17 protein-coding genes are annotated in these 17,651 nt (G+C 58.6%); 15 read left to right on the forward strand and 2 right to left on the reverse strand.

The features are described from left to right. The first annotated feature begins 1 nt into the window (after nt 1). Together M7Q83_RS10745 and M7Q83_RS10750 are read left to right on the forward strand one after the other, a co-directional pair. Nucleotides 2-901 carry a hypothetical protein gene (locus M7Q83_RS10745; protein WP_298338397.1) on the forward strand — a complete coding sequence of 300 codons (900 nt, stop codon included), beginning with the start codon at nt 2-4 and terminating at the stop codon, nt 899-901. A 111-nt stretch (nt 902-1,012) separates the two neighbouring features. Continuing rightward, a complete protein-coding gene (locus M7Q83_RS10750; RefSeq protein WP_298338400.1) occupies nt 1,013-1,486 on the forward strand; it encodes a flagellar assembly protein FliW in 474 nt (157 codons plus the stop codon). Between the two features lie 23 nt (nt 1,487-1,509). Here M7Q83_RS10750 and csrA read toward each other — a convergent pair whose 3' ends face one another. Further along, entirely contained in the window at nt 1,510-1,728 is a 219-nt protein-coding gene (csrA, locus tag M7Q83_RS10755) for a carbon storage regulator CsrA (RefSeq protein ID WP_298338403.1), read from the reverse strand. A 272-nt stretch (nt 1,729-2,000) separates the two neighbouring features. Here csrA and M7Q83_RS10760 point away from each other — a divergent pair, with 272 nt between their 5' ends. The 9 genes from M7Q83_RS10760 (at nt 2,001) to M7Q83_RS10800 (ending at nt 10,883) form a co-directional block, all read left to right on the forward strand. Continuing rightward, nucleotides 2,001-4,154: a chemotaxis protein CheA gene (locus tag M7Q83_RS10760; RefSeq protein WP_298338405.1), complete on the forward strand. Its 2,154-nt coding sequence runs from the start codon at nt 2,001-2,003 to the stop codon at nt 4,152-4,154. Then, complete coding sequence (locus M7Q83_RS10765; RefSeq protein WP_298338407.1) at nt 4,147-4,584, forward strand: chemotaxis protein CheW; 438 nt, start codon at nt 4,147-4,149, stop codon at nt 4,582-4,584. Before M7Q83_RS10760 ends, M7Q83_RS10765 begins: the two co-directional genes overlap by 8 nt. Then, a complete protein-coding gene (cheB, locus tag M7Q83_RS10770) occupies nt 4,584-5,636 on the forward strand; it encodes a chemotaxis-specific protein-glutamate methyltransferase CheB (protein ID WP_298338409.1) in 1,053 nt (350 codons plus the stop codon). Before M7Q83_RS10765 ends, cheB begins: the two co-directional genes overlap by 1 nt. Continuing rightward, on the forward strand, nt 5,636-6,451 hold the full coding sequence (locus tag M7Q83_RS10775) for a CheR family methyltransferase (RefSeq protein ID WP_298338412.1): 816 nt from the start codon (nt 5,636-5,638) through the stop codon (nt 6,449-6,451). Before cheB ends, M7Q83_RS10775 begins: the two co-directional genes overlap by 1 nt. 117 nt (nt 6,452-6,568) lie before the next feature. Beyond that, entirely contained in the window at nt 6,569-7,321 is a 753-nt protein-coding gene (locus M7Q83_RS10780) for a GntR family transcriptional regulator (RefSeq protein WP_298338415.1), read from the forward strand. A 57-nt stretch (nt 7,322-7,378) separates the two neighbouring features. Then, the gene (locus M7Q83_RS10785) at nt 7,379-7,744 is read left to right on the forward strand and encodes a response regulator (RefSeq protein WP_298338418.1); all 366 of its coding nucleotides are present in this window, start codon (nt 7,379-7,381) and stop codon (nt 7,742-7,744) included. Between the two features lie 2 nt (nt 7,745-7,746). Beyond that, complete coding sequence (locus M7Q83_RS10790) at nt 7,747-8,211, forward strand: chemotaxis protein CheX (RefSeq protein ID WP_298338438.1); 465 nt, start codon at nt 7,747-7,749, stop codon at nt 8,209-8,211. Next, nucleotides 8,208-8,738, forward strand: a complete 531-nt coding sequence (locus M7Q83_RS10795; RefSeq protein ID WP_298338420.1) for a hypothetical protein — start codon at nt 8,208-8,210, stop codon at nt 8,736-8,738. The genes M7Q83_RS10790 and M7Q83_RS10795 overlap by 4 nt, the downstream gene beginning before the upstream one ends. A 111-nt stretch (nt 8,739-8,849) precedes the next feature. Next, a complete protein-coding gene (locus M7Q83_RS10800; RefSeq protein WP_298338422.1) occupies nt 8,850-10,883 on the forward strand; it encodes a glycosyltransferase family 2 protein in 2,034 nt (677 codons plus the stop codon). Here M7Q83_RS10800 and M7Q83_RS10805 read toward each other — a convergent pair. Beyond that, nucleotides 10,854-11,561, reverse strand: a complete 708-nt coding sequence (locus M7Q83_RS10805) for a Type 1 glutamine amidotransferase-like domain-containing protein (RefSeq protein ID WP_298338425.1) — start codon at nt 11,559-11,561, stop codon at nt 10,854-10,856. The genes M7Q83_RS10800 and M7Q83_RS10805 overlap by 30 nt on opposite strands. Before the next feature lie 79 nt (nt 11,562-11,640). On the opposite strand from M7Q83_RS10805, the gene M7Q83_RS10810 reads away from it, so the two are divergent. The 4 genes from M7Q83_RS10810 (at nt 11,641) to M7Q83_RS10825 (ending at nt 17,555) form a co-directional block, all read left to right on the forward strand. Then, nucleotides 11,641-12,501, forward strand: a complete 861-nt coding sequence (locus tag M7Q83_RS10810; RefSeq protein ID WP_298338427.1) for a 3-hydroxybutyryl-CoA dehydrogenase — start codon at nt 11,641-11,643, stop codon at nt 12,499-12,501. A gap of 11 nt (nt 12,502-12,512) precedes the next feature. Next, entirely contained in the window at nt 12,513-14,498 is a 1,986-nt protein-coding gene (locus tag M7Q83_RS10815) for a methylmalonyl-CoA mutase family protein (RefSeq protein ID WP_298338430.1), read from the forward strand. Nucleotides 14,499-14,540: 42 nt separating this feature from the next. Continuing rightward, nucleotides 14,541-15,329, forward strand: a complete 789-nt coding sequence (locus M7Q83_RS10820) for a GGDEF domain-containing protein (RefSeq protein WP_298338433.1) — start codon at nt 14,541-14,543, stop codon at nt 15,327-15,329. A 660-nt stretch (nt 15,330-15,989) separates the two neighbouring features. Next, a complete protein-coding gene (locus M7Q83_RS10825) occupies nt 15,990-17,555 on the forward strand; it encodes a phage tail sheath subtilisin-like domain-containing protein (protein WP_298338436.1) in 1,566 nt (521 codons plus the stop codon). Nucleotides 17,556-17,651: the final 96 nt, after the last annotated feature.

Consider the following 17,651-nt stretch of genomic DNA (forward strand, 5'->3'; position numbering starts at 1 on the left):
GATGTCGATGATCCCAACACAGATGAGCCTTAGCGCGTTGATGACAACCTCGCTTGATCAGTATCAGACCCAGCTCGGTTCGCTAGAGCAGACCCTCACCACGGGGGAGAATATTTCGCAGCCCTCTGATAGCCCAACGGGTGTAGCCAACCTGATCAACGTGAACGCGTCGCTTTCGGCCTACAACCAGTACCAGACCAATATCAAGGAAGGGCAGACCGTCGCCTCGTTGGCCAATGCGTCCATGACCCAAGCCGTGAGTATCGTCCAACAGATCTCAAGTGTGTTGGTGCAGGCGGGTGGTCCTGGGGTGACAACTGCGAACGCTCAGGGGTTGGCGAGCCAGTTGCAAGGACTTGAGCAATCCCTGCTTGGCGTCGCCAACACGACCTACCTGGGTCAGCCGATCTTCGCTGGAACCTCGGGTAGCACGACAGCCTACACAGATTCGGGCGGGACAGTCACCTACCAGGGCAATGGGTCAGCGCCTCAGGTGGCGGCGGCTCCAGGTGTGGAACTCCCGACCAGCTTGACGGATCCGTTTGGCGCGACCAAGACCGGTGGTCAAGGCATCTTCGCGGCGATCAACAGCGCCATCAGTAATCTGAGCCCTGGAGGAAGCATCTCGGCCGCAGCCGGTACTGATCTTAGCCAAGTTCAGACGGCACTAACAGCACTCGAGAATAAGGCAGCTGAGGCTGGCGTGAACTACGACCAGTTCCAGGTGATGAGCCAACAGGTGACAGGAGCTGTGACCCAGGCGACCAACGAAGTCGGTGCGATTCAAAATATCGACACCGCACAGTTAACGACCCAGTATCAGCAGGAACTCAATAACTACCAGGTCGCCCTCTATGCGACCTCGCAGTTAAACCAGCCAACCCTTGCCCAGTATCTCTAATGCAGTGTCGTAACCAATCTCTACCCACCCATGTCCTGAGACCAGAGTCGTTCTGGGCTCTGTCCGAGCAGTTTTTCACCAAGTAGTCAGTCCTATCATCGAGGAGGATCAATGAGTCAAGTCACCGAGGAGACGACCCGTACCGAGCGGGTGCTGAGTTTGCCGCTGAGTTTTCCGATAGGGCTACCTGGCTTTGAAGGGCACCATAGTTTTGTGCTGGGCGCTCTCGGACCGGAGTATGGCCCGTATCTCGGTCTGCGCTCGACGCAGGAGGACGGACCAAGTTTCGTGATCGCGCAGCCGAGTGAGTTGGGGATCGAGATGGCCGTCGATATCGATGACTTTCACCAGTCGTTGTTGGGGATCAAAGACGCTGGCGAGGTACTTGTCATGCTGATCGCGACCCTTGATGCCGAAGGTGGACTCCCAACGGTGAACACCCAAGCACCCTTGGTCATCAACGTAACGAACTGGCGTAGCGCACAGGTCCTCCAGAACAATCAGGCATACAGCATGCACGAAGCGGTGGAGGTACCCTTGCGGGACCGATCACGAATCCACAACGCCAATGAACTTGTCGAGTAGATCGGTCCGGTTGAGACGGTCGACTACTCCTTCTCTCGGGAAGGTTGGATCTTCTCAGCTGACTGGGCTGCGTCACGGTTCGATGCCTGAAGCGCATCGAATATCTCCTGACGATGGACATCAACATCACGAGGCGCCTCGATTCCCACGCGCACCTGGTCGCGATGGACATCTAGGATCGTGATGACGATGTCGTTTCCGATCACGATACTCTGACTGGCCTTTCTGGTCAATACCAGCACTGCGCCTCCTTGCGCCCGAAGGCGTCTGCCTGGGAACTGCCCTCTTGGTGAAGAGGTGCCCAACTCCGTCACTGTTGTGGTTATCTTATCACGGTACTGCACGTTACCACGAAGAACTCGGCAAAAAGACTGAGCAAATGTTGAACCGTTTGAGTGGTTGGCTCAACCCTCTGCGTGGGGACTTTCCCGGTGAGCTCTCGATCTCCAACCAACGTTGATATCAAGCAACGCCAATTGTGCGCCGAAGGTAGAGCGAGAGAAAGGATGATCTGATGGCTCGCGACGACCTAGGTGATGAACTTCGCGAGTTTCTAATCGAGTCCTATGAGAACCTCGACCGTACGGAGCAGGACCTTGTTGGGCTGGATCTACGTGCTGATCATACTGAAGTAGTCGCGGCGACCTTTCGAACGCTTCATTCGATCAAAGGGGCCTGCGGTTTCTTTGATTTTGACCATCTGGCACAACTCGCACACGAGGGCGAGAGTCTCCTTGGCGTTCTGCGCGATGCCGGCCACCCCATGAATGATGCCATCGTCCAGCTGTTGCTCGACCTTCTCGATGGGCTTCGTCGCTATTTTGCCATCATTGAGGTCCAAGGGGATGACGGTAACAGTGTTGAGGCTGAGCTCTGTGACGCGTTGATGCTCATGCGTCAAGCGTTGGAGGCAGGCAATGGCGTCCCACCAACTCCCCGACACTCGGGAGTATCAGAGGTGCAGCTTGCCCCGAACATCGTGGTCTTTGCCCCGGCAGGCGAGGCGACGCCTGCTGAAAAAGATCCCGTTCCTGCCCATGTGAACCTGCTGGATCAGGCCATCCGTGTCGATGTCGAACTGCTGGATCATCTGGTCAATCTTGTCGGGGAACTCGTACTCGTGCGCAACCGAACCCTACAAATCGATGGAGTGATCCAGGACCCAAGCTTTGACGCCCTGGCACAACGTCTGAATCTCATCACGACGCAACTCCAAGAACGAGTCATGCAGACCCGTATGCAACCGATGGAGTCGCTCTTTAGCAAACTACCTCGCCTGGTGCGAGATCTGGCTCGATCCCTTGGCAAGCAGGTCGTGCTTGCCACCGCTGGGGGTGACACTGAACTCGATCGAGGCATTCTTGAGGCACTCCGGGACCCGTTGGTCCACTTGCTCCGCAATGCCGTCGACCACGGGATCGAGTTGGCCGAGGATCGCCTGAACGCAGGCAAGGAACCCGTTGGTCACATCGAGATCCTCGCTCGCCATGAGGGTGGATCGGTGATGATCACCATCGCCGATGATGGGGCAGGAATCGATCCCTCTGTCATCGCCGATCGTGCGCTGCGTCTTGGGCTTGTCACCGCCGAGTCGCTTGGCTCTCTGTCAGCCCGTGAACGTTCGGATCTTATCTTTCTTCCTGGGTTTTCCACCTCTGAGGAGGTGACGAGTGTCTCGGGTCGCGGCGTTGGGATGGACGTCGTGCGTACCAACATCGAACAGGTGAGCGGTACGATTGAGATCAACTCCCAGAAGGGTGCGGGTACCACCATCGTCTTGCGCATTCCTCTGACGCTGGCAATCATCCCTTCACTCATGTTGTTGGTAGCTGGTCAACGCTTTGCTCTACCCCAGCTCAACGTCGTTGAACTGCTCCGGCTCGAGCGCGAATCGATGGCAGACGAACTCGCCTTCGTCGGCGAGAGTCTTTTCCTCCGCCGCGACTCACAGCTGTTGCCGGTGGTTGACCTCTCTGCGTTGCTGGGGCTAAGAGCGAGCAGGGTGCTCTCGCAGCTCCAGTTGCTCACCATCGTCGTGGTGCAGCTCAGTGGACGGCAGTTTGGCTTGATCGTCGATCGGGTAGTGGACACCCAGGAGATCGTTGTCAAGCCACTCGATGACTTCATTGGGTCGATCGGTCTCTATTCAGGCGCGACAATTCTTGGCGATGGCGACGTCGCCATGATCCTCGACGTCGCCGGCATTGCATCTCGCGCTGCGCTCGTCCTCGATGAGAGCTCAATTCCCGAGCGCGAGGAGACCAACGAGGAGGTCGCCGAGGAGGAGACCGTGTTGCTCATCGACGGGGGATCAGTCGGGCTCGTGGCGGTGCCGGTCTTTGAGATTGAGCGCATCGAGGAGGTCGATGCGAGTACCATTGCATATCTCGGCGGGGTGCCGGTGATGCAGTATCGGGAGATGGTGGCAGAAATTGTCACGATCGGATCGTTGCTTGGGGGGGTGAATGACCTCCCAGCGGCAGGATCAGTACGGATGCTCATCCCTAGCTTTGGGGCAACAGACCGGGTCGTGGCGATCCGTGAAATCATTGATATCACCACGATAGGAGGCCGGGTCACCGGTTCAACGATCATCGGCGGCAAGATCGTTCGGGTCATCTCGCTCGCCGAGATGCTCGTGACGAGGTCCGGAGCGGGCCATGGGTGAGTCTGAGCAGTTCTGCAGTTTTCTGATCGGCGAGTACCGTTGTGCGGTGCCGATGGACCACATCACCGAAGTGCTTGCCCCACAGCACCTTACCCCCGTTCCCGCGGCCCCATCTACCGTCGCTGGCCTCCTCAATCTCCGTGGACAGATCCTGACCGTTTTGGATCTGCGTGCCTCACTGCTCGGTGTTGGAAGACCGCCCGGCGGCGATCCCATGGTGTTGGTACTTGAGCGAGGCACTCAGCTGTTCGCTCTGCTCGTCGATGCGATCGGGGACGTTGTGCGGGCGGTGAGCGAGGAACTCTTGCCCACTCCAGAGACGATACCCCTATCCTTTCGCAAGTTGACGGCGGCGGTGATCCAACAGGGAGACACCATCACCCTGGTTCTCGATGCCCAGCACGTTGCGCAGGCAGGAGCCACGGCGTAGTGGTGAGGATCCTGATCGCCGATGATTCGAGGGTGATCCGCACCCGGGTTGCATCATGGATCGCGGCAGAAGACGATCTCGAGCTCGTTGGGCAGGCCGAGGATGGGCTACAGGCACTGGAGCTCTTTGGGAGGCTGCACCCCGATGTGGTGGTTCTCGATATCGAGATGCCTAGGCTCGATGGTGTGGCGACCCTAGGCCAGATTCGCGCTACCGACCCACATGTGCCGATCATCATGTTCTCGGCACTGACGGACTCAGGAAGTCGCATGACCGTCGCCTCCATGTTGGCTGGCGCGAGCGACTATGTGCCAAAACCACTCTCTTTTCAGTTTGAGGATGAGGTTCGCCAGACGTTACTTGCGCGCATCCGGGCACTGGCACGACCAAGTCTTGCTGGCGCCGAGCGTGCACCCAGGGTGACCGTGACGCCATCACCGCAACGCCCGGGGTCACCATCCCCGGAGCTGATCGTGGTGGCGGCCTCAACGGGAGGACCAGCGGCTCTGGGCACCTTTCTCGCTGCATTGGGTCGTGTTGATCTGCCGATTGTCGTGGTCCAACATATCGCTCCTCATTTTTTGAGGCTTCTGGTCGATCAGCTCGGCGAACTGCTTGGTACCGATGTTGCGATCGCCAATGATGGTGAGATCCTGCGGGCTGGGACTATTCGCTTTGCCCCCAGTCGCGTCCATCTGGAGCTGCAACAGTGGGATGGACGGTTGGTGCTCACCTATTCAGATGCGGCACCGGTGAACTCCTGCAAACCATCGGCCGACGTTCTCTTCGGCTCTGCCGCGGTACTTGGCCATCGAACGGTTGGTGTGGTACTCAGTGGCATGGGCACTGATGGTGCGACCGGAGCGAGTGTCATCGTCGCCCACGGAGGCCTTGTCTTTGCCCAGGATCAGGCGAGCTCCGCCGTGTGGGGGATGCCCGGTGCGGTGGTGAGCCAAGGTCTTGTGCGCGCTGTCGGTTCTCCCTCGGACATCGGTGCTCGGGTACGAAGCCTGGTGACGACAGGACGACCAACAAGAGTGGAGGTAACCTAGTGCCCATCGCTCTTGCGACCTATGACCGACTGGCGGACTTTCTCCAGGCAGAGATTGCACTCCAACTGGGGGAGGCGCGTGGTTATCTCGTGGAACACCGGCTCAGCCCGTTGCTCGTGAGGTTTGGCTTTGACAATCTCGATGGCCTTATCAATGCGCTCATCCGAGAGCGCGAATCGACCCTGGTCCAGGCCGTGATCGACGCGATGGTGACGAATGAGACGTCCTTCTTTCGTGAGCCTGGGACCTTTGATCTCCTGCGAACGCGGGTCATCGGCCATCTCTTTGAGGAACGTCAGGGCCGGGCGCTTCGCGTCTGGTCGGGTGCGGCCTCCTCCGGCCAGGAGGCGTATTCCATCGCGATGCTTCTGATCGACCGATTTCCAGCGCTAGCGAGAACGGCAAATATTCTCGCCACCGATGTCTCGATGCGAATGGTCCAGCGGACTCGCGTGGGGTGGTACTCGCAACTTGAGATCGAACGTGGACTTCCTCATTCACTTGCACGACGCTTTCTCATCCCTGAGCGCAACGGCTACAAGGTCCGACCAGAGGTTGCAGCGTTGGTCAGTGCTCGCCAGATGAATCTAGCTCGACCCTGGCAGATGCTCGGAACCTTTGATATCATCTTTTTGCGTAACATCCTTATCTATTTCTCGCCCGCCGTGAAGGCCGGCATCGCGGACCAACTCATTGCCCATCTTGCCCCTGGTAGCGTCCTCGTGATGGCGGCAGCGGAGTCGTTGCCTGACCCGGGTGGGCGCTTTGAGAAGGTGGCAGCGAGTGAGCCGCACGTCGTGCGCTTTCGTGGCTAACTGTGCTCTATCGCTCCGTGTTGGCCCTCTTGTAGCGGGAGAACTCTTGGGTTGCTATTGGTAATTTCCGACAAAGTTAGCCATACTGTTGGTGGGAGGTATGAGTTAGCAGTCGTGGTGAAGTCGAATACCGTGCCGTTGTCGCACAGCGCCTATCTCAGCATCCGCTCGGCGATCGTCTCGCTGGCGATCGAGCCGGGTAGCTTCTTGCTGGACCGCGATATCGCCGATCTTGTCGGGGCCTCGAGGACTCCGGTGCGAGAGGCGTTGGCGCGACTTGAGGTTGAGGGATGGCTCGAGTCGGTACCGCGTAAGGGATATCGGGTGCGCCTGATCGACTTTGGGGAGCTGCCCGAGGTATCTGAGATGATCGCCAGCCTTGAGGCGGCGGCGGCCACCCGGCTGGCCAAGGCGCCGAACGCTGTGGTGTTTTCGGTCTTGAGAGAGCTCAACGAACAGCTGGTTTCGGTGCTCGACCATGGTGATCCGGATGAGTTTATCCATCTCGATGATCGATTTCACCGGGTGCTCCTTGGTGAGGCGGCCCAGTACCCGTTGAGCGGTGGGGTCTACTCGCTCCTCGTCGATCAACTGCACCGCGCCAGACTGATGCTACCGCCAACGGCCGCTGAACAGGACCACCACATCAACGAACACCGTCTCCTCATCCTCTCGATGGAGCTCGGCGACAGTCAGGCGGCCTCACTCCTATCGAGGAGCCATCGGATGCGTATCGTTGAGCGCTTGAGCCAGCTCATGGTGCAGGGTCGCGAGGCGGAGAACGCGACGACCTCTGGCCACCTGGTGGTGCCACGTCCCAAGTCGCGCATGAGTCTGCGTCGGCTGCGCGAAACGCGTCAAGAACCTTAAGCCTCCTTGGGTAGCTGCCGATATGGCCGAATGGGGGCCGATCGTGGAGGTAGTGGAATGAGGATCTTGGTGGTTGACGATTCGCGTGCGATGCGCATGATCGTGATTCGCCAGCTACGACAGGCTGGTTTTGATGATGCCGAGTATATCGAGGCACAAGATGGTCTAGAGGCACTTCAACGATTCAATGAACATGAGATTGATCTGGTGCTCTCTGATTGGAATATGCCTGAGATGAATGGGCTCGAGTTCCTGCGTGAACTCCGAGCTCAAGACGAGGGGATACCTTTTGGCTTTGTGACCTCGGAGGGAACCCCGGATATGGTGCGACTCGCTCGAGAGTCGGGGGCGTCATTTCTTATCTCAAAGCCCTTTACACCTGGCAACTTTCGCGATGCACTTGATGCGGTGGGGGTACAGTGACCATGCAGATGACCCAGTGGTCGAGCGCACTCCTCGATGGCGTGCGAGCACTTGAGGGTGGGATCTTACCTCCGCTGGTTGCCACTCCCCAACTGCAGACACAAGGTATTCCAGCCAACCTCCCGGGTGCATGGGTCGGTCTCGTGGGCGACCGACTGTCGTTGCAACTAGGTCTTGTCGCCGAGTTTGTGACCTTGGAGCTTCTGACTGCCAACATGATCGGACGCCATGAGGAGCTGAGTGACGTCGAGATCACCGACGCAGTGGCCGAGGTGGTGAACGTCATCGGCGGCGTCGCCAAGCGATTGGTGATCGAGGCCGATCCTAGCCTGCGTTCCGGACTCCCAATGTTTCTCTTTGGACGTCTTCGGGTACCGACGGGGACTACCAGCGAGGTTTTTCGTCTCTCCACCGAGCTGGGCGAGATGCATCTCGTCTCGATCAGCGACAGTGGCGATGAAGGATGATCGCCGAGATATCCTCGCGTCTCTTACTGCCGAGCCTTGACGAGATGGAGTCGGTGCTCGCGAACCTCATGAATGCCGAAATCCACGCTGACCGCTATCCCCAACGGAGTCCGCTGCCGCCGTTGTACCTTGCGGGTCTCTACCACGATCAAGATGATGTGCTCCGATCGATCATTCACGTAGATTTCTCCTTCGCGCTCACCTTTGGCGCTGGCCTGTCCATGATTCCCAAGGGGATGATCGACGAGGCGAGGGCCGCAGGAACCCTCACCGATACGATGACGGACAATATCCATGAGATCCTGAATATCTTTGGACTGCTCTTTAACGAACAACGGCCGCACGCACCCCGAGCGCGTCTCGTGGAGCTGGTCGAGGCATCGGCGCTGCCTGCCGAGGCAACAGCATTGTTAGGCCATCCTCAGTTGCAGGGTATCGATGCGACCATATCCTGGCGTGACCGCCAACCGGTGGGCGTCATCTCCGTGCGATTGTTGTCCAAGCTACCCACGGAGACTCCGCCCTAAGTGGTGATGCTTGCCGAGATTGTACGAATCGATCATCGCAGAACTTGACGGTCGATCGAACCTCTACCTACGCAAACGTCTGAGAGATGGACCGACGAGAAAGGATGGAAAGTGACCAAAGCACGAGTGGCGGTACTGGTATTGCTCGCCGATGAACGTTCACACCGCAATGCTCGGCGGTATCTGTCAACGATTGTGCCCGCGAGTTATCCGGTCATTCTGTTGGTGGAGGGACGCCAGCTTGCCCCTCGTGATCTCGACCGTCTTTCGCAGGCGCATCGGGTGCTGGTGGTGTCTTCGGCGGCTTCACTCACACCAGGTTGGCTCGACGAGCTCCTCGTCGCTTCGGAATACTATCCTGAGGCGGTCATCGTCCCGGGTTCTCCGAACGTCGAAGGTCCGCAACGTCAGGTTCTTGAGGAGGGCCAACCCATCGTCAACCTTGCACAACAGACCCAGTACGCATCCCATATGCGTCGGACCTTTGCGGGGACGATGCAACCTATTGCCTTTGGTAGCGATCTTGTCGCCTGCGCACCAGGGGCTTGGGTGCACGAGAGCCTTCGGGCGGGATCGACCACGAGCTTTGCACTGTTTTCCGCACTCTACCGAGACCGCTCGCTTGTGCTTGCGCAGGGTTCGATTGCCTTCTCTTCCCAGGTCAAGTCCCAACTCATCCCTGGTGCCCCAGTGACCACACCCCTCCTCTCCCTTTGTATGATCGTCAAGGATGAGGAGAGCTGCTTGGCCGAGGCTCTCATATCCGCTCGTGATCTTGCCGATGAGGTGATCGTCTTCGACACTGGATCCACGGACGCTACCGTAGCCATCGCCAAGGAGCATGGTGCCCACGTCATCGAGGGGAGCTGGCGCGAGGATTTTGCCTGGGCCCGCAATCAAACCCTCAAGTATGCGACTGGTACATGGATTCTTTGGATCGACGCGGATGAGCGCGTTGTCGGCGACCGTTCGGCGCTTCGGCTCCGGCTCGAGGATCCATTTGCCCCCTATGAGTCGTACTCGGTGCGGATAGAGAATGAAACGGGCGGAGGACTTTCGCTCACCAACCATTTTGCCAATCGGCTCTTTCGTCGTAAGGACTGTCATTGGCGTGGAGCGATTCACGAGACGGTCTGGTATCGAGATGACCTTCGCAGTGCCTACTCCGTTCTACAGCCAGATATCCATCTCCGCCATATCGGTTATCTCGACACGGAGATGACGCGCAAGTCCAAGGCCGAACGGAACCTTCGCATCTCCGAAACCAACGGATCGGCCGCCTCCGAGGCCGAGGCTGCGCTCCATGAGGCGAGATCGATGACGATGAGCGGGCGCCTTGAAGAGGCGGTGACGTTGGTAGAAGAACGGGTCCTCGGTTCGGGGGTACCCTCCATGGAGCGGGTGGGAATGTTGGCACTCTCATCCTGGTATCGGACGCTCGGCCGATTCGAACAAGCCCAGTGGGCGATTGAGCAACTCGATGAGCAGGGTTTTCACGAATACTTTGGATACCATGATCGTGCACACCTTGCTTTTGCGCAAGGAAATTTTGAGGAGACCCTGGAGTGGATCGATGCTATCGGCGGCTTTGTCGTTGACCGCGATGGACTCACGGTCAACCCGACCACGCTGTTGGGGTTGAAGGCCCGCACACTAAGTGCACTTGGTCGGGATGCCGAGGCAGCACGTGTGATCATCGCTGGCCTTGCCCAAGGTGTCATGGATGTCCATCTTGTAGAACTAGCGGGTTTTATGGAGCGCGGCGAGGTTGATGTTGCTGAGCTATTGGCGGCGCTTCCTGATGACAAAGAGCAGTTAGTGGCGGCCCAGCTCCTTCAAGTGGATCCGCGACTAGCCGATCGTCTGCTCATCGAATTGATCGCATTACGCCCAGACGATCGCACACTTCTCGCGGCGGCCTCCTTGGTCGGTCGACACCTGGAGCTCGAGCGCGCCTCCCATTGGTCTCAGGCGTTGATCGAACACGGGCTCGGTCAGCAAGCGCCCGTGGTTTGGCTGGCGACCAACGCCGAACTCCCGCTGGAGGTTCGCTTGGCGGCGGCCAAGGAGGCGGTTGCGCTTGGCTTGAAGGAGATGGGCGCGGTCCTCGACGAACTAGCCGACCTGGAGCGTACGCTGGTCTAGTAGATCACCAACGAGCGAGAGTTCGGTTTGCTGTCCGTCCTGATAGACGGTCGCGCTGCCAGCTCCTCGCACTTGGATGCCGCTCGATCGATGGTAGATCAGCGCCGTCTGGGCGTCGATCTCGACCATAATGGTGGGAGCATGAACGAGATGAATCGTACGATCGCGGATCGAGAGCGACCGTTGATCGGCATGTGGCAAGATTGCAAGATGGGGGATTAAGCCGAGACCAATGGTGAGCGCCCCACCACGGGGGTCGATCATCGGATCGCCGAGCACCATCGCTGAGGCTGATGATGCGACCAGCGTGGTTCCGTGCGACCATGCATTCCCAAGTGCCTCCAGGGCCCGAGTTCCGACGAGCACTGATCGAAGGTGGAGCGGTGAACCGCCGATACAGTACAGTACCTCAGCGCGATCGATCTGCGCCGTGAGTTCTTCGTTCTCGGCATCGGAGCGATTATAGATCTCGATCACGTCGACGGTGACTCCGAGGTTCTGGAGGTAGCGGGTGCCATTGGCGACGGCCCGGTCTGGTCGCTCGTAGGCTGCCGCAGTGGGGAGGATGCTGACACGTTGAGCTCCGGTTTGTGCAAGGATCTCCTCATCAAAGGTGCAGAGCGGCCCGAACTCGTCCCCGCCGACGAGCGCAATGGTGCCATAGAGTGGAGTCTTCATCGTGTGCCAAGCCTAGTAACTATCCCAAGCCCGCTTGGTCGCCGTCGTCGATGCGGAGCAAAACCGGTACGCTAGGTGTGTGCAACTTTCACGGATTGGCGTGGTTGGTGGAGGGACGATGGCCTCCGGGATTGTCGAGGCATGCATTCTGGCCGACTATGACGTAGTGGTACGCACTCGATCTGAGGAGGCATCGCGCTCGGTGAAGGTGGCGCTTGAACGACAGCTCCGACGGCGAATTGCGCGCACCGAGATCGATGATGAGCGTTACGAGGTAGCGATGTCCATGGTTCGCTACACGACCGAGATCGACGATCTCTACGATCGACATCTCGTGATCGAATCAGTGGTCGAGGACATTGAGGTGAAGAAGCATCTCTTCGCTCAGTTGGATCATGTGCTCATCGAGGGGGCGATAATCGCTTCTAATACTTCGACGCTCCCTATCATGGCCTTGGCTGCTACGACCAAGCGGCCCGAACTCGTCCTCGGTCTCCACTTCTTTAATCCCGTTGGCAGTCTCCGCCTGGTGGAGGTCGTTCGATCACTCGTGGTCGCACCCGAAGTTCTTGAGGCGGGGCGACACTTTGTGCAAACGCTTGGCAAGGAGCCAGTGATCGTCAACGATGAGGCTGGCTTTGTCGTCAATGCGCTCCTGTTTCCGTACTTGAACACCGCTGTGCGGCTGCTCGAACGAGGGGTCGCAGCAAAAGAGGATATCGACCGTGCGATGATGTTGGGATGTAACTATCCGATGGGGCCGCTCGCCTTGCTCGACCTCGTCGGGCTCGATGTGGCGGTCGCGATCCTTGAACGGCTCTACGAGGAGACTGGGGATCCTGCGATGTTGGCGGCACCCACGCTGCGCAGGATGCGAGAGGCCGGTCAGTTGGGCCGCAAAGCCGGTCGAGGCTTCTACGACTATCAATCGAAGGCCTAAGGAGATTATCGATGGAGCCACACCTGGAGCAACCTGATGCACCGTGGGTGATGCGTACCTATGCAGGACACTCCTCGGCCGCCGCCTCGAATCGACTCTTTCGTGCGAATCTCGCCAACGGACAGACTGGTCTGTCCGTGGCCTTCGATCTGCCAACCCAGCTGGGACTTGACCCCGATGATCCTCGTAGTGTCGGTGAGGTTGGCAAGGTAGGGGTCCCCATCGCCCATCTTGCCCATCTCCGCCAGCTCTTTGACGGCATCGAGCTCGACAAGATGAATACGTCGATGACCATCAACGCAACAGCGATGTGGCTCTTTAGTCTCTATCTTGCCCTCGCGGATGAACAGGACATTCCCTACCACCTGCTCTCTGGCACCACCCAGAACGACATCATCAAGGAGTACCTCTCTCGCGGTACGTTTATCTTTACACCGGAGGCCTCCAGGAGGCTGACGGTAGACCTTATTGAGTTCTCTGTCGTCCATGTCCCCAAGTGGAACCCGATCAATATCTGCAGTTATCACCTGCAGGAGGCGGGGGCGACTCCGGTCCAAGAGGTGGCATATGCGCTCGCGACCGCCGTTGGTATTCTCGATGCCGTTCGTGATCGAGGTCGTCTGGGCGCGGGTGGTATCGCCAAAGTGGTGGGCAGGATGTCGTTCTTTGTGAACTCGGGTATTCGGCTGATCGAGGAGATCGCGAAGATGCGAGCCTTTGTCGCTCTTTGGGACGAACTCACCCGCACCCGCTATGGAGTAGAGGATCCAAAGCTTCGCCGCTTTCGTTACGGTGTGCAGGTGAACTCCCTTGGACTCACGGAGTCCCAACCTGAGAATAACGTCTACCGCATCATGTTGGAGGCGTTAGGGGTTACTCTTTCGCGGGATGCTCGAGCCAGGGCACTCCAGCTTCCGGCGTGGAATGAGGCGATTGGTCTCCCACGTCCGATCGATCAGCAGTGGTCGCTGCGAGCGCAACAGATCCTCGCCTACGAGACTGACTTGCTCGAGTATCCCGACATCTTTGAGGGGTCGAAGGTGATGGAGGGGTTGACCGCTGAGATCGTTGACGCTGCTCGCGATGAACTCAATCGCATTATCGATGCCGGCGGCGTCTTTGTCCAGATCGACGAGATGAAGGCGGCATTGGTCCGCGCTCAGACCGAACGCGCTCTTGCGATCGAGACCGGTGTCCAACGGGTTGTTGGCGTCAACCTCTATCAGGACAGGGCCCAGGAGTCGCAGGAGGCGATGCTCGCCGGTGTCGATACCAAGATGCATTTGAGCGCCGATGGGGCAGAGGTCGGGCGGCTCATCGAGGAGTTTGTGGCCTTCAAGCGTCTCCGAGACGAGCGTGCCGTGAAGGCTGCGAAGGATCATCTCTTGAGGGTGGCGAGGACGGACGAGAACTTGATTGCGGCAACGCTGGTCCTTGCCAAAGCCGGTGGCACCACTCAGGATTGGGCCGATACCATGCGCGAGGCGTTCGGAGAGTTTCGGGCGCCAACCGGGATCCAAGGTGGTGCTGGCGTGCGCAGAGGCCAGATGGATGCGCTGGTCGATCGCTTGCGGCATCTGCCCGGAGGTCCGGCACGACTCCTGGTGGCAAAGCCCGGACTCGACGGTCACTCCAACGGAGCTGAACAGATCGCGGTTGCGGCTCGCGATGCTGGATTCGAGGTGATCTACCAGGGGATTCGCCAGACCCCTGCCGAGATTGCGAGTGTCGCTCGTGATGAGGACGTGGACCTGATCGGCCTTTCGATTCTGTCGGGTTCGCATCTTGAGCTCGTCGGTGCTCTCTTTGCGGAGTTGAGCTCGCGCGCAGTGAGTGTGCCAGTGATTGTGGGTGGCATCATCCCTGACGACGATATCAGCCAACTGATGGCGCTTGGAGTCCGCGAAGTCTTCACTCCAAAGCACTATCAGATCACCCAGATCATGGCCCAGTTGGTCGATATCGTGGCGACGCGACGGGAAGCAAATCATTCCTGAAAGTTTGTACAGCTTCTGTCGTTTTGCGCCGAAGCATGTCGCATGAGACTGCGTGGGTTTTTGGCAATCATCCTGGGTGTGGGGGGCGTGGCGGTGAGTGCCGTCGGTATGCGCTCGGGTCGTGCTGAGGATGGTGTGATCGGTGCTGGTATCGCTTTCGTTGCGGTGATCATCGGACTGGGATCCAGGTCCCGGCGTGACACCCCTGTTGAAGGCTCCGAAGAGACGAGCCTGGTGGCGGTCTCGCAGCCTGAGCTTACAATCGCGGACGATCAGTCAACAACGGGTGTGGAGACAGCCGGGGAGGCGTCGTTGGTGAGTCCGGCGATGGGCACAGCTGACCCGATCACCGACCCACTCACCGGCCTGATGAACGAGATCTTCTTCTCTGGTCTCCTCAGCACCAAAGTAGCGACCGCGCGCCGACGTCTCTGGCCGCTCAGTATTGTGCTCTTGCAGTTGGTTATGCAGCCTGATGTCACTGGGGAGGCTACTGATGCTGCTATCCTCGCCTTCTCGGAGGTGGTCGCGGCGACCATTCGAACTGCCGATGTAGCCTGTCGCGTGGGTAGCCGCAGTTTTGCCCTTCTCCTTGATGACACCGATGAGGACGGCGCCGCCTGGGTCGCAGAACGGATTCAAATCGCGCACGCTCGTGAGGGGACTTCTCCGATCGCGAAGGTCTGTGCCGGAGTTGCAAGTTACCCGAGTCATGGGATCGAGCCAGCCGAGATCCTCATCACCGCTAAGAGCGCCTTGAAGCAGGCTGCAGATAACCTTGAGTTACCAGGCCTGGGTCGCGTAATCGTCGCGCCACAACGACCGCTTTGAACAACACGTAGCGATCCCTCGCCCATTGTGGCGAGCGCACCTACCTGGTCGCCTGCGGACTCAGGTGGTGAAGGGTTGGCTCGTGCTGGTTCGATGTGTTTTGACTGTATTTTCACCGCTCGCTGAGGATGGTTGGTGCGTCGCTTGAGAGCTGGAACGACGTGTCTGCATTACTCGTTGAAGCGGACCCGCCAGACATAAAGAATCGTTCACCGCTACGGGTGGTTCATTCCAGTTCCATGCTGCAACGAACGCCCTAAAGACACTTGACACCTCCCCATTCCTCGGCTACACTCATGTAGCGGCCGGGGGTTTGTGTAGGGGTCTCGCATGGGGGGTCTCGCTTTCCACTCAGTGCATTGGGCTCTTGACGAAGTTCTCGCCGAACGAAGAGTGGGTAATGCTTCCGTACCTGGAGACGGTCACTCTTCTTATGAGGTACCAGATAACCGGTATCGCCTAGGTGGTACCCCTGAGAACAATGAGACCAAGAGTGCAGTGCCAAGACTGAACGAGACAAAGCAACAACGAGACACCAATGCACGGCGATCAGAACCGCGGGGTCCATCAGTCGATTCCCCTAGAACGACACCCCGAGCGATCTCGCTGAGATTGAGAACCGTCCAATGAGAACCGTGTGCCAATGAGAGGAGTACAACCGTGCCTACCTATACCGCTCCTGGGGTCTATGTCGAGGAGGTCCCCTCTGCCCAAAAGAGCCTGAGTGCTGCAGCAACTGCGATCGCTGCCTTCGTTGGCTTTACCGAGTTTGCCCCAACGGATGACCCCGCTGACCCAGAGGGCGCAAAGCCCCGTCTGGTAACGAGCTGGACCCAGTACGAAGAGCTCTACGGAGGCTTCGTCAACGGCTACATGCTCCCCTTGGCGGTGTATGGCTACTTCCAAAACGGTGGCTCTATCGCCTACATCGTACGCATCCCCAATACCGAGTCCTCTGATGAACCCTCTCGGGTCTCCCTTCCCGCTGCTGACCGTGTCTTGGGTTCCCCGCTCACGATCGAGAGCCTTGAGCCCGGAGACCCCTTGACGGTCGTTGTCCGTTCAGTTGAGGCCGACACCGATGGCCCCTCTCCCTTTGACCTTGATGTCCTCTCGCACAACACCACCATCGAGTCCTTTACCAACCTCACCCTCTCCCCTGGAGATCGCAACGTCGCAACCGTCGTGAACGCCTCCTCAACCAAGGTCAAGGTCCAACTCGACCTCGACGAGGCGATCGACCTTGCCACCATGATCGAGGTGATGAAGCCAGGCACCTATCCACTCATTGCTCCTCCTCCTCTCCCGGTTCCCGTGACCGGCAAGAAGTTCACCGGCTCTGAGACCGCAAGGACTGGCATCAATGGTCTCTCCGTCGCTGACGAGGTCACCATGGTCATCGTCCCCGACCTCGTCACCGCTGCCACCCGAGCTGATGGCACCGTCGATCTCGCCATGTGGAAGGCGGTCCAGACCGCCCTCATTGGTCACTGCGAACTCCAGGGCAACCGCATGGCGATCCTTGATGCCCCTCCAGGCATGACCGTGCAACAGATCAAGGAGTGGCGCTCTGGCGTTGCGATGTATGACTCGGCCTTTGCTGCGCTCTACTACCCCTGGATCAAAGTAGAGAACCCCGCTGGTACCAACGGCCAGAGTGAGGTCTTTGTCCCCCCGAGCGGCCATATCGCTGGGGTATGGGCACGCACCGACGATACCCGGGGGGTCTGGAAGGCACCAGCCAATGACACCATCCGTGGTTGCCTCGATGTCGAGCGCCCCATCACCAAGAACGAGCAATCCCTCCTCAACCCGATCGGCATCAACTGTATCCGTCCCTTTGGTACCCGTGGCATCCGGATCTGGGGGGCACGCACCCTCTCCTCTGATAGCGATTGGCGCTATGTCAACGTACGCCGTCTCTTTAACATGGTGGAGACCACCATCTTGGACGGGACCCAGTGGGCGGTCTTTGAACCCAACGATGTCAGCCTCTGGGAGGGTGTCACCCGTACCCTCACCGCCTTCTTGGGCGGCCTCTGGCAGGACGGAGCCCTCTTTGGTGCCTCACCTGAAGAGGCCTTCTATGTCAAGTGTGATGCAGAGACCAACCCCCCTGCCTCGATCGATGAGGGCCGACTTGTCGTTGAAGTTGGTATCGCCCCGGTCAAGCCAGCAGAGTTTGTCATCTTCCGTATCAGTCAACAGAAGCAAGTAGCAAGCTAGAACCAGGAGGAGCAGATCTATGGCACAGTTCAACCTATTAAAGAACGACCCGTTAACGACGACCAACTTCTACATCGAGATCGACAGTGCCTTTGT

The sequence above is a fragment of the Ferrimicrobium sp. genome (genome assembly GCF_027364955.1).
Lineage (GTDB): Bacteria > Actinomycetota > Acidimicrobiia > Acidimicrobiales > Acidimicrobiaceae > Ferrimicrobium.

Excerpts from the sequence above, each read along its gene's own strand:
- M7Q83_RS10750 (WP_298338400.1), top strand. The coding sequence starts at position 1,013 with ATGAGTCAAGTCACCGAGGAGACGACCCGTACCGAGCGGGTGCTGAGT.
- M7Q83_RS10765 (WP_298338407.1), top strand. The coding sequence starts at position 4,147 with ATGGGTGAGTCTGAGCAGTTCTGCAGTTTTCTGATCGGCGAGTACCGT.
- M7Q83_RS10795 (WP_298338420.1), top strand. The coding sequence starts at position 8,208 with ATGATCGCCGAGATATCCTCGCGTCTCTTACTGCCGAGCCTTGACGAG.
- M7Q83_RS10805 (WP_298338425.1), bottom strand. The coding sequence starts at position 11,561 with ATGAAGACTCCACTCTATGGCACCATTGCGCTCGTCGGCGGGGACGAG.
- M7Q83_RS10745 (WP_298338397.1), top strand. The coding sequence starts at position 2 with ATGTCGATGATCCCAACACAGATGAGCCTTAGCGCGTTGATGACAACC.
- M7Q83_RS10815 (WP_298338430.1), top strand. The coding sequence starts at position 12,513 with ATGGAGCCACACCTGGAGCAACCTGATGCACCGTGGGTGATGCGTACC.
- M7Q83_RS10785 (WP_298338418.1), top strand. The coding sequence starts at position 7,379 with ATGAGGATCTTGGTGGTTGACGATTCGCGTGCGATGCGCATGATCGTG.
- M7Q83_RS10790 (WP_298338438.1), top strand. The coding sequence starts at position 7,747 with ATGCAGATGACCCAGTGGTCGAGCGCACTCCTCGATGGCGTGCGAGCA.
- M7Q83_RS10820 (WP_298338433.1), top strand. The coding sequence starts at position 14,541 with ATGAGACTGCGTGGGTTTTTGGCAATCATCCTGGGTGTGGGGGGCGTG.
- M7Q83_RS10760 (WP_298338405.1), top strand. The coding sequence starts at position 2,001 with ATGGCTCGCGACGACCTAGGTGATGAACTTCGCGAGTTTCTAATCGAG.